The sequence below is a fragment of the Shewanella hafniensis genome, from assembly GCF_019655335.1.
GTDB classification, from domain to species: Bacteria; Pseudomonadota; Gammaproteobacteria; order Enterobacterales; family Shewanellaceae; genus Shewanella; species Shewanella hafniensis.
Genome location: NZ_BPFD01000049.1, coordinates 22176 through 34618, shown reverse-complemented (window position 1 = coordinate 34618; position 12443 = coordinate 22176). Strand labels below are relative to the sequence as shown.

General features: G+C 46.9%; 9 protein-coding genes and 1 rRNA gene. 8 read left to right on the top strand and 2 right to left on the bottom strand.

Going from position 1 to position 12443, the window contains the following annotated elements:
- The first annotated feature begins 3 nt into the window (after positions 1-3).
- The 4 genes from rrf to K5Q99_RS14350 all read left to right on the top strand — a co-directional run bounded on the left by rrf (position 4) and on the right by K5Q99_RS14350 (position 4614).
- Positions 4-119: ribosomal RNA gene (rrf, locus tag K5Q99_RS14365) — 5S ribosomal RNA — on the top strand.
- 1254 nt (positions 120-1373) lie between these two features.
- Entirely contained in the window at positions 1374-1640 is a 267-nt protein-coding gene (locus tag K5Q99_RS14360; protein WP_220777235.1) for an OadG family transporter subunit, read from the top strand.
- A gap of 11 nt (positions 1641-1651) precedes the next feature.
- Positions 1652-3475, top strand: coding sequence for a sodium-extruding oxaloacetate decarboxylase subunit alpha (gene oadA, locus K5Q99_RS14355; protein ID WP_220777234.1), 1824 nt, complete (start codon positions 1652-1654; stop codon positions 3473-3475).
- A gap of 8 nt (positions 3476-3483) precedes the next feature.
- On the top strand, positions 3484-4614 hold the full coding sequence (locus K5Q99_RS14350) for a sodium ion-translocating decarboxylase subunit beta (protein ID WP_220777233.1): 1131 nt from the start codon (positions 3484-3486) through the stop codon (positions 4612-4614).
- Positions 4615-4728: 114 nt separating this feature from the next.
- Here K5Q99_RS14350 and K5Q99_RS14345 read toward each other — a convergent pair whose 3' ends face one another.
- Both K5Q99_RS14345 and K5Q99_RS14340 read right to left on the bottom strand, forming a co-directional pair.
- The gene (locus K5Q99_RS14345; protein ID WP_172837312.1) at positions 4729-4896 is read right to left on the bottom strand and encodes a hypothetical protein; all 168 of its coding nucleotides are present in this window, start codon (positions 4894-4896) and stop codon (positions 4729-4731) included.
- 242 nt (positions 4897-5138) lie between these two features.
- On the bottom strand, positions 5139-6398 hold the full coding sequence (locus K5Q99_RS14340) for a dicarboxylate/amino acid:cation symporter (protein ID WP_220777232.1): 1260 nt from the start codon (positions 6396-6398) through the stop codon (positions 5139-5141).
- Positions 6399-6690: 292 nt separating this feature from the next.
- On the opposite strand from K5Q99_RS14340, the gene K5Q99_RS14335 reads away from it, so the two are divergent.
- The 4 genes from K5Q99_RS14335 to K5Q99_RS14320 all read left to right on the top strand — a co-directional run bounded on the left by K5Q99_RS14335 (position 6691) and on the right by K5Q99_RS14320 (position 12443).
- Entirely contained in the window at positions 6691-7116 is a 426-nt protein-coding gene (locus K5Q99_RS14335) for a YqaA family protein (protein WP_220777231.1), read from the top strand.
- A 179-nt stretch (positions 7117-7295) separates the two neighbouring features.
- A complete protein-coding gene (locus K5Q99_RS14330; RefSeq protein ID WP_220777230.1) occupies positions 7296-10148 on the top strand; it encodes a M16 family metallopeptidase in 2853 nt (950 codons plus the stop codon).
- Positions 10149-10332: 184 nt separating this feature from the next.
- Positions 10333-11982 carry a glutamate--cysteine ligase gene (gene gshA, locus K5Q99_RS14325; RefSeq protein ID WP_006084956.1) on the top strand — a complete coding sequence of 550 codons (1650 nt, stop codon included), beginning with the start codon at positions 10333-10335 and terminating at the stop codon, positions 11980-11982.
- Positions 11979-12443, top strand: a complete 465-nt coding sequence (locus K5Q99_RS14320) for a hypothetical protein (protein ID WP_006084957.1) — start codon at positions 11979-11981, stop codon at positions 12441-12443. Before gshA ends, K5Q99_RS14320 begins: the two co-directional genes overlap by 4 nt.

The window sequence follows — 12443 nt, the reverse complement described above, 5'->3', positions numbered from 1 at the left end:
TTGCTTGGTGACAATAGCCTTGTGGAACCACCTGATCCCATCCCGAACTCAGAAGTGAAACGCAAACGCGCCGATGGTAGTGTGGGGTCTCCCCATGTGAGAGTAGGTCATCGCCAAGCGCCTAATTATCTCATTGAGATGTAACGAAGCCAGCTGAATAAGCTGGCTTATTTGCGTCTGCAATTTGCAGAAATTGATATATTTTTCTTCCAACTTGCATGTTTTCCCACTATTTTTACTCACCAGCTCACCAGCTCACCAGCTCACCAGCTCACCAGCTCACCAGCTCACCAGCTCACCAGCTCACCAGCTCACCAGCCCATTTTTTAATTGCTGAGTTCCTTGTCGATCCTAGGCTTCCTTATTTCGTTCTTGTCCTATTGCTTATACCAATCACATTAAATATCTAATTAGTTCAGAGCCTCACAGGTATTTCAATCCAAGGCGCATTGACGCAGAAATGGTTATTCCCTTTTAAGTCAATGCAACACCGGAGTGGGATGCCGAAGGGCGGCTAACTGTTAACGGTATGACAACGCGCTTTATACTGCGTTTAAGGCTTTCGACAGAGCACCACTATGCCTTCAAGCCTTCGCCTTGTTTAAAGCGCGTTGAATTCCCGCTGAATGAACAGATATTAAATACGATTTGTATTAATCCTGCGAATAGCTAAGAGCCTAAGGTCTACCTCGGGTAGCACTGTGGCTTATCTTTCAAGATAGCCGCTCCACAACAAACCGTATTGAGCCTCTAGCACCGCTTCGTGTTGGTATCAAGGGGATATCTAAGTTGTCAAAATGGATGATTTAATTTGTTAGATTGACCCCATTCCTCTTCTTCAATCAATTCCTTCAGAACGACATGCCTTTCTATATTCATTCAGAATCAAATAGCAGTGACTTGGATTGTTAAAACTGCATACTTTTTCACTTGGTTTATTCCTATGTCCGTTGTCTTTAATTTAGGAATTATTTTTTAGCCTAGGACATCACTTCAGCTTAAATCCAGCATAGTAGGTATTTCATTATGGAATATTGAATTAATTGCCCGATTTATGAGGATTATTGACTGGCCGCCTTTGGGTTTATTTAATATTGGTAAGACCAATTTACATCTGTATGGTGTTTTTGTTATCAATTAGTTATGTTTGTAGCGGGTTGAGTTCAAGCTGGCTTTCTTGTTGTGTGAGTTATTAGCTTTTAAATGTGATTTTTTATTCAAATATTCTTTGTGTGGTGGTCGCTATAGGTCTGTCTACGAGAGACCCATAGTTTGTAAACCGCTCAACCGATTAAATGTTGAACTTGTGATGCGATAGCGATGGTTTTGGGGCAATCGTACTGTTGATAGGGATTGAGAGAGTAAGGGGAGCTATGGAGGATGTAACGCAATCTTTATTGGATGCCGTTGGCATTATGTTTTTGGGGATGGGCTTAGTGTATTTATTTTTAGGTGTACTAATCCTTGGGATCCATTTGGTTGCGCGTTGGTGTGCAGTCGATGTTGCCTCTGCACGTTTTGCTAAAAATCATGCTAAAAGTCAGCAGAGGGTATCGCAATCTGATGCTAAGCCTTTAGACCCAAATGTGGTCGCTGCGATTTCATTGGCGGTAAAGCAGTATCGTTCACAGATTAAGTAATGGGGAGCAGTATGACTTTTGTATCTAATTCTACGACGGCAGTGGCTAAGCCATTATTTTTAACTGATGTCGTTTTGCGGGACGCGCATCAATCCATTTTAGCGACGCGCTTACGCATTGATGACATGTTACCTATAGCGCCACTACTCGATAAGATCGGCTTCTGGTCACTGGAATCTTGGGGCGGTGCGACGTTTGATGCTTGTATTCGTTATCTTGGTGAAGATCCTTGGGATCGAATTCGTGAGCTCAAAAAGGCCATGCCGAATACGCCGCAGCAAATGTTGCTGCGTGGCCAAAACCTCTTAGGTTATCGCCATTATGCCGATGATTTAGTCACGCGTTTTGTTGAGCGCGCCCATACCAATGGCGTTGATGTATTTCGTATTTTCGATGCGATGAACGATGTTCGAAACCTCGAGACTGCGGTGAAAGCAGTGCGCCAAGTTGGCGGCCATGCGCAGGGGACGATTTCGTATACCACGAGTCCAGTGCATACCATAGAGACGTGGGTTGATATGGCAAAACGTCTCGAAGATATGGGTTGTGATTCTTTGTGCATCAAAGATATGGCGGGCTTACTTAAGCCGATGGAAGCGTTTGAGCTGATTAGCCGACTCAAATCACAGACGCAACTCGTGTTATCTATGCATTGTCATGCGACGACAGGGTTGAGTACTGCCACTTATCAGAAAGCCATTGAAGCGGGTATCGATGTGCTCGATACGGCAATTTCGTCGATGAGTCAAACCTATGGACATACTGCAACTGAAACCGTTATCGCTATGGTGGAAGATACTGAGCGTGCAACGGGTTACGATATGGTGTTGCTTGAGGAGATTGCCGCTTATTTCCGTGAGGTGCGCAAGAAGTACGCTAAGTTTGAAGGCGCGCTGAAAGGCATCGATTCGCGGATCTTACGTGCACAAGTGCCTGGTGGCATGTTGACCAATATGGAGAGCCAACTAAAGGAACAGGGCGCGGCCGATAAGATGGACTTGGTATTGGAAGAAATTCCCCGCGTACGTGCTGATTTAGGTTTCTTGCCGTTAGTGACGCCCACATCGCAAATTGTCGGCTCGCAGGCGGTAATCAATGTGCTAATGGGTGAGCGTTATAAGTCACTGACGAAAGAGACTGAAGGCGTGCTCAAGGGGGAATATGGCGCGACGCCTGCGCCAGTAGATGCCGCATTGCAAGCCAGAGTCTTGCAAGGAGCTGAAGCTATTACGTGTCGCCCTGCGGATTTATTAACGCCGGAGCTGGCTAAGTTACGGCTTGAGTTAGCTGATAAAGCACTGGAACAAGGCATTCGCCTATCTTCAGAGCATGACGATGATGTGCTGACCTATGCACTCTTCCCACAAATAGGATTGCAGTTCTTAAAGAATCGTGACGATCCAAGCGCCTTTGAGCCTAAACCTGAATTGACTTCAGCACTTGCTACTAATGCTGCGGATCGTGGCCCTGAAACCTACACGGTAACAGTCGAAGGGCAAGAGTACGTAGTTGAAGTCGCCGCAGGCGGTGAGATCTCGCAAATTCAGCCACAGGGCCAAAGTGTGCAAGCCGTGCAAACTGCTACGGCGAGCACTATGCCAACTGCAAGCCATGGAGAGATCCGCCTCGAAATGAGCGCGCCTCTGTCTGGCAACATCTTCAAAGTGCATGTTTCTCCAGGCGATAGAGTGTGCGAAGGCGATGTCGTGATCATCCTTGAGGCGATGAAAATGGAAACTGAAATTCGTGCTCAGGGCGATGGCATTATCGCTAAGCTCTGGGTGAAAGAAGGCGACTCAGTGTCTGTGGGTTCTCAATTACTGGCCTTGGCGTAGGAGTCATTATGGAAGGTTTAATGGCTTTTTGGGCCGAGACAGGTATTGCTCACTTTACTGGCGGGCAAGTGTTGATGATGGCAGTGGGCGCTTTGCTCTTGTATCTCGCCATCGTGCGTGGATTTGAGCCTTTGCTATTGTTGCCCATTGGTTTTGGTGCAGTGCTGGCGAACATTCCCCATGCGGGATTTACCGAAGAAGGTGGCATGCTGTATTACGCCTATCATGTGGGGATTGAGACAGGGGTGTTCCCGCTGTTGATCTTTATGGGCGTCGGCGCGCTGACCGACTTTAGTGCCTTGATCGCTAATCCCAAAACCCTGTTGTTAGGGGCGGCGGCGCAGTTTGGGATTTTCGTGACATTGATCGGGGCGATAGCGCTGAACTTAGTGCCGGGCTTTGAGTTCACCATGAAGGACGCGGCGGCCATTGCGATTATTGGCGGTGCCGATGGACCGACGGCGATTTTCTTAGCCTCCAAACTGGCGCCTGAGTTATTGGGGGCGATTGCGGTCGCGGCTTATTCCTATATGGCGCTAGTCCCTATTATTCAACCGCCGATCATGCGCTTACTAACAACCCAAGCTGAGCGCGAAATTAAAATGGAGCAGCTGCGCGAAGTCAGTAAGAAGGAAAAGATCATTTTCCCTTTGATGGTGCTGGGATTAACGATTCTCTTCTTACCTGCGGCCACGCCGTTAGTGGGCATGTTTTGCCTTGGTAACTTGATGCGTGAATCGGGCGTGGTGGATAGATTATCGAAAACGGCGCAGAACGAGCTTATCAATATCGTCACTATTTTTTTAGGGTTAGCTGTGGGTTCTAAGTTATCGGCCGATCAATTTCTGCGACTGGAAACCTTAGGGATTCTGGTGTTGGGTGCTTTGGCTTTCGGCGTTGGTACAGCAGCGGGTGTGTTGATGGCAAAGCTGATGTGCAAGCTGTCGGGTGGTAAAGTGAATCCGCTGATTGGCGCGGCGGGGGTGTCGGCTGTGCCTATGGCGGCGCGAGTCGTCAATAAAGTGGGATTAGAAGCGAATCAACATAACTTCCTGCTGATGCATGCAATGGGGCCCAATGTGGCGGGTGTGTTAGGTTCGGCAGTCGCTGCGGGGATTTTACTTGCCGTTCTTGGGTAATGGACGGGGTTAATCACTGAGTTAACCGATTGGGGTTAACTGAGCTTTGAACATCTTCCAATTGTTAGTACAGTCTTATCACTAAGGCCAACTCGATATTGAGTTGGCCTTTTGCTAAGCCGTTAACCACATTAACGTGATGAGGATTAAAATCAGCCCGCCACTTATGCCGATAATGTAGATAAAACCTCGTCGGCCTTGTTTTAGCGTGAGTTTGTTGGCTTTTAAAAATAACGCCCAAAACAAACATAGGATCAGCGGGATAAGGAAGAGTCTCGTCATTGTCTGTTCTGCTAGAGTGTGAGTTAGAGTTGTTTCAGAGTCTAACAGCTTGATCTTATTTGGGTAACCTATTTTACAGCCGATGAGGATTGTTGGAGTTGATTGATGCTTTAAGGTCGACAGTTTCACCGTTGTTTGCTGGATAAAAAAAAGACCGCCTAAGCGGTCTCTTGATTTACATCATCTGCGTAATTTACCTAATGTTACTGATGGCTTAGCGCAGTGGCTTCGACCCAGTATTGCTATTGCTGCGAACTCACAGGTGTAACGTCTTGGTTATCGTTCGAATAGAACTGCGCTTCATTGAGTTCATTTTCTGATTTACCAATCACGACAGCTGTCATCATATCGCCCGTCACGTTCGTTGCTGTGCGGATCATATCGATGATACGGTCAATCGCGGCGATAAAGGCAATGCCTTCAAGTGGCAGACCAATCACACCTAAGGTCACAGTCAACATCACCATTGCACTTCCTGGCACGCCAGCGGTGCCAACAGAAGCCACGGTTGCAGTCACGGCAATCATTACATAGTCCAGTGTATCGAGCGGAATATTGTAAATTTGGGCGATGAAGATAGCGGCAATCGCAGGGTAAATACCCCCACAGCCGTCCATGTTCATGGTCGCACCTAATGGCATCACAAAGGCGCTATAACGCTTTGATACGCCCATGGTTTCGACTGCGCGGGTACTCGCAGGTAAAGTGCCGAAACTTGAAGAAGTACTAAAAGCGACTAACTGCGCAGGCATAGCTTTGCGGAAAAATTGCAGTGGGCTTAAACCGCCGACAAATTTCACTAAGCCACCGTAAACAAAGATGATGTGGATAAAGGCGGCAATGTAGATAGCCCCGATAAACTTACCTAACGGCAGTAGAGTTGATAAACCGTATTCACCGACAACCCAAGCCATTAAACCAAACACACCGATAGGGGTTAGTTTTAAGACCATGCGAGTCAGTTGGAACATGACTTCTGCGCCCGCTTCTATGGTGCGTTTTAGCGCCTCAGCTTTCTCGCCGACTTTATTGATAGCGATACCCACTAACGCGGCAAACACGATAATTTGCAGTACCTTGCCTTCAGCCAGTGAGGCGAAAGGATTGACTGGGATCATGTCGAGCAACACTTGTGCGAAACCGGGAATATTACGCTCGCGCACTTCCGTTGCCGTGAGCTGCATAGTGCCGCCCATGTCGATCATTGAGCCTACGGCTAAGCCGATCAGCGAGGCAATCGTGCCTGTCAGCATGAACATGCCTAAGGTTTTAAGGCTCAAGCGTTTTAGGCTAGTTTGCGATCCGAGCGATGTGATACTGACGACAATGGCACAAAAGACCAAAGGCGCGACCAACATCTTAATGGCGCCAATGAACAGATCACCGAGTGGTTTTAGCACTGTGGCGCTTTCACCTAAAATAACGCCAACGAGCGCACCTAAGATAAAGCCTGCTAAGACTTTTTGCCAAAACGGAATGCGGCTAATGGTTTGAAGGATCATGCATATTCCAGAAAAATAAATTAAGAGTGAGCCAATAGACCTGCGATGATAGGATTCGTATTTAACGAATTGAGCGTGATGTTAACGCGCTCTCAGTCATGCGCATGGTCATTGATTGCCATAGTTAAACCATTGTATAGACAGAGCTAGGGTTATAACAAACCGTTTTTCTTATAACTTATTGTGATAAGTGAGTTTGTTGTAAAAAGATTAAGTGAAACATTCAATTAACCCATGGCAAATCTCATCGCATTGAATACAAAAAGAGAGATTTATCATTGAGTAAGCCATTATGACTGAGTTAGGTATTATGTTCACCGGCGCTTTTTTAGCGGCGACTTTGTTACCGGGGGGATCTGAAGTCTTACTCGTGGCGCTATTAAACAAAACTCCAGAGGCTTGGGTTGCGCTGGTCGTGGTGGCCAGTATTGGCAACACGTTGGGCGCGATGACCAGTTTCTATTTAGGCCGCTTAGGTCGCCTAGCAAAATCACCAGAAGCGTTAGCGACAGGTAAACACGCAAAGGGGCTCGCCATGATTGAACGCTACGGCGTGTGGGCGCTTTTACTCTCATGGGCACCGGTTATCGGCGATATTCTCTGTTTATTGGCAGGTTGGCTGAGGTTAGCGTTAATCCCCTCTTTGGTGATGATTTTAATTGGTAAAACAATTCGTTACTTAATTGTTGCCGCTGCCGTGCTGCAATGGATGGCATGATGGCGCTAGGATGCATTTAATAGTCAAGTGCAGGGAGTGTTTTCCGTTTAGACTGAATTTACTGTATAGATAGGAACTTAGTGCCAATTTTGCGAGTCATAAATCCCAATGCTTAATCATTTAAGCGCACTATTACTTTACGCAGCACTTTAGCTATAACACTTTATTTTGACCTATTGATGTATGAGGGGAATGTTTTGAAGAAATGGATATTAGCGGTCGCAATTTCTGCCGCACTCGCGGGCTGTGCATCTGAAACGACTACGGCGAACTTGCCCGCAGGCGTTAAACTTATCGAAAATGTGCAACTGGCCGATTCGCAAGTAGGGATACCCTACAAAAAGTACCAATTAGCCAATGGGTTAACGGTTATTTTGCATCAAGATGATTCCGATCCCTTAGTGCATGTCGACGTCACTTATCATGTGGGCTCTGCCCGTGAATTGGCTGGCCGTTCGGGTTTTGCGCATTTATTTGAACACATGATGTTCCAAGGCTCGCAGCACGTCGCCGATGAACAACATTTTGAAGTGGTTACCGAAGCTGGCGGCACCTTAAACGGCACGACCAATACCGACAGAACCAACTACTTTGAAACCGTGCCCAGCAATCAATTAGAAAAAATGCTGTGGCTTGAGTCGGACCGTATGGGCTTTTTATTGCCGGCACTCACCAGTGAAAAATTTGAAGTGCAGCGCGAGACAGTGAAAAACGAGCGTGCACAGCGTATCGATAATCAGCCCTATGGCCGCATGAGTGAGCGTTTTAGCCAAGCCATGTATCCTGTCGGTCATCCTTATTCTTGGCCTGTGATTGGCTGGCCGGACGATCTCAATCGCGCCACAGTTGATGATGTTAAACACTTTTTCCAACGTTGGTATGGCCCTAACAATGCAACCCTGACCATAGGTGGCGATTTCGATGAAATGCAGACCTTAGCCTGGGTGAATAAATATTTTGGTGAAATCCCCCGTGGCCCTGAAGTCTCTTTAGAGCAAAAGGCGCTGGTTAACTTAGATAAAACGCGTTACATCTCCATGGAAGATCAAGTGCACTTGCCCTTGATCCGTATTGGTTTTCCAACCGTATACGCAAGGCATCCTGATGAAGCTGCGCTCGATCTGTTAGCCAATATTTTAGGCGGCGGCAAAACATCCTTGTTATATAAAAACTTGGTGAAAGATGGCTATGCCGTGCAGGCCAATGTCAGCCACCCTTGCCAAGAGCTTGCGTGTCAGATGTCGATTTATGCTTTAGCCAATCCAGAAAAGGGTGGCAAACTGGCGGTTCTGGAGCAACGTATCCTCGATTCTATTAATGAGTTTGAGCAACGTGGCGTTACCGATGACGATTTGCAAAAAGTTAAAGTGCAGTTTGAGGCCGATACCATTTACAGCCTGCAAAGTGTTTCTGGCAAAGTGTCTGCCTTAGCGATGAACCAAACGCTGTCGGGCAATCCGAACATGATAGCTTCAGATTTGAGTCGTTATGCCAATGTGACCAAAGACGATGTGATGCGCGTGTTCAAGCAATACATTAAAAATAAGCCTATGGTGGTGATGAGTGTGGTGCCGCAGGGTATGATGTCACTTATCGCCCATGCCGATAACTTCACGCCCGCGACCTTGCCCATTGCGCAAACGGCGGTTGAAGGGGATTTGCCAAAGCCTGAACTTGTTTCAAGTTTTGATCGAACTAAGATGCCCGCATCAGGCGCCGCACCTGTGTTAAAGGTTCCGACAATATGGACAAAAACCTTAGCCAATGGCATAGAAGTCATGGGCACACAAAGCACTGAAACGCCAACGGTTGAGCTGATTGTGTACCTTAATGGCGGCCATAGACTGGTACCAGTTGAAAAAGCGGGCTTAGCGACGCTGACTGCGGAAATGCTTAATGAGTCGAGCCAGAAACGCAGCAGTGAAGCGCTTTCGCAAGCGTTAGAAATGCTCGGCAGTTCAGTCGACTTTAGTGCCTCTGAATATCAAAGTGCGATCAAAATATCGACGCTGACAGCGCATTTAGATGAGACGCTGGCGATTATGGAAGAAAAACTCTTCCAGCCAGCCTTCAACGAAGCGGACTTTACTCGAGTAAAACAGCAGCAGTTACAGCAGATCCAGCATATGCAGTCCGATCCTAGCTACCTAGCTGATACGGCGCTATCGTCTTTGTTATACGGTAAAGACAATGCTTTAGGCGTGAATGACATAGGTACACTCGATTCAGTCGCGGCGCTTACGTTAGCCGATGTAAAAGCGTTTTATGCCCAGCAGTATCAAGGCGGTAACGCTAAAATCGTCACAGTCGCCAATTTACCTGAATCAGCATTATTGCCTAAGTTAGCGGGATTGAGTCTGTGGCAAGGGGCCGCAGTTGTGGTGCCGCCACTTAAGCCATTCCCAGCATTAAAAGGCGGTACGATTTATCTGATTGATAAACCTGGCGCGGCGCAATCGGTGATCAATATCGCCAAGCGCGCATTGCCCTATGATGCCACAGGCGATTACTTTAAATCTTACCTGATGAACTACCCGCTCGGCGGCGCATTCAATAGTCGTATCAACCTGAATTTACGTGAAAATAAAGGTTATACCTATGGCGCTCGCACCAGTTTTGCGGGCGGTGCTGAAGTCGGTGATTTTGTCGCATCAAGTAACGTTCGCAGTGACGTGACGGCGAAAGCACTCACTGAGTTTGTAAAAGAAATCAGTGCGTATCAGCAAAAGGGTATGACAGATACTGAACTTGCCTTTATGCGAAATTCAGTCTCGCAAGGTCAAGCACTTGATTATGAAACTCCGTATCAAAAAGCGGGCTTTATGCGCATGATCCAACGTTACCAATTGAGCCAAGATTTTACGACTCAACAGGACAAGATCATTAATACTGTAACAAAAGATGAACTCAATGCCCTCGCGGCTTCCGAGCTAGATATCAATAAAATGGTGATTCTAGTGGTGGGAGATAAAGCAAAAATCGAAGCAGATTTAGCGGCGTTGGGCTATCCAATTGAAACTTTAGTATTGTAAATTGGTATTTCGCCCTTATATAGGTGATAGACGTGTACGTTAATTAACGACTATTCGTCACATATTTACCGGATTTACATCGAAAGACGGTGACAGCATTAGCTGTCACCGTCTGCTTTTAACAGTACAAGTTGTGAATTTGGCTTGCCCCACAGACAGGTTTAGATTTATTTTGAGGCGTATTTTGCAAGATAAGCCTCAAAATAAAGGTCTGACTGTTAACCTTGTCGCGATAGCGAATCACCAATTAGAGAAGCGCAAATTGAAGTCATTCAATGAATTAGTACAACATCTCTCGGACGCCCATGGGCGCACCGCACTCTTGGGTATGTTACGTGGCATAGAGCGTGAGGCGTTGCGGATTGATGAGTCGGGTTATCTCGCCACCGATTCGCATCCTGAAGCCTTAGGCTCAGCGTTAATGCATTCGCGTATTACGACGGATTACAGTGAAGCCTTGCTCGAGTTTATTACTCCGGTACATAACAATGTTGAGCAATTGCTAAACGGATTAACTGAAACCCATGCTTTCAGCGTGCGCCATTTAAATGGTCAGCGCCTGTGGCCTGTCAGCATGCCTTGTTATGTGAAGGACGAGAAACAGATCCCCGTTGCCCGTTATGGTTCATCAAATACCGGTATGATGAAAACCTTATATCGTAAGGGCTTAACCTATCGTTACGGCGCCTTGATGCAGATTATTTCTGGGGTGCACTTTAACTTTTCGGTATCGCAAGAGTTATGGCAAAGCCTGTACGAATTGAGCGATAAGCAGTTAAGTTACGATGATTTTATTTCTGAATCCTATTTTGGCTTGATCCGTAACTATCGCCGTTTAGTCTGGGTGCTACCTTATTTATTTGGTGCCTCACCAGCATTATGTAGCTCTTTCATTAAAGATCAAAAAACCGATCTCAAGTTTGAAAAAACGGGTCATGGTACTCTGTATCTACCCTATGCGACTTCGTTGCGTATGAGCGATTTAGGCTACACCAACAAAGAGCAAGAAGAGCTGAATATCAGCTATAACTCTTTGCCTGAGTATCTGGCTGGTGTAAATGCGGCCATCAAAATGCCTTCGGCAAACTTTGCCAATATTGGCGTTAAAGTCGATGGTGAGTATCGTCAGCTCAATGCCAACGTATTGCAGATTGAAAACGAGTTCTACTCGCCAATTCGTGCAAAACGGGTGACGCGTAGTGGCGAGAAGCCGTCAGAAGCCTTAGCCCGTGCAGGGGTGGAATACATTGAAGTGCGTGCTTTAGATGTTAATCCATTTAGCCCGATTGGTATTGAGGCGACCCAAGTGCGTTTCCTCGATTTATTCCTACTCTATTGTTTATTAACGCAGTCGCCTAAGTCTGAAGCCAGCGAAGAGGCGAGATTAAGCGCGAATCTTAAAGCTGTGGTGCTTGAAGGCCGTAAACCTGGGCTTGAGTTACTAACCGCAAACGGTTCACGTTCGCTTAAATCTTGGTTAGAAGAGTTGTTTGATGCCTTGCAACCTTTGGCGGTATTGCTCGATGGTGAGGCGACGGATTATCAAGTGGCGTTAGCCCATTGGCGTAAAGCGGTTGAAGATCCTAACTTGACCCTGTCGGGACAAGTGCTGCAAAACGTAATCAACAAAGGCCAAGACCATGGTCAGTGGGTGATGACGTTGGCACAGCAATACTATCAATTCTTTGTCGATTATCCCTTGTCGAGCGAGACCATAGCGCAGTATCAAGCCGAAGCATCCAGCTCGCTTAACAAGCAGGCCGAGCTAGAAGCGGCGCAGCGTTCAGTTTCGTTTGATGATTATCTGGAAGATTACTTTGGAGCTCAGTCGTGAAAGAGGGCTTATTCTCTTTCACTCGCTTGCGTATCAGCGCAGCTTTGATTGGGGCCAGTGCCTTATTATCAGGCTGCGCCGCTTCACCAGAAGATCCACTGGGCTGTGGCACTGTGTCGGGTTATTTGCAGCCCGATTCCAGCACTCACTGGTATCGCGTCGTCGTGACCCATTTAAACGGTCAGGCAGTGGTCTCTAAGCCTAATTATCAGCTAGCGCCCGGCGAATATGAGTTTACCGTCGCGGAACTGATTGATGATCCTAGCTTGTCGGTCACGCTTGCCGCACGAACGCCTAAGGTATTTAAGCTCAATGTTGAGAGCCATCAGCGTTATCATATCGGTGCGCTATTTCACACCGATAAGCGTTATATGGGCAAAGACACGGGATATTGGGAACCGGGCGTGTGGCAGCAAGAAGAGCATGAGTGTCAATTTGAGCTGAGTCCCGAAACGAAATAG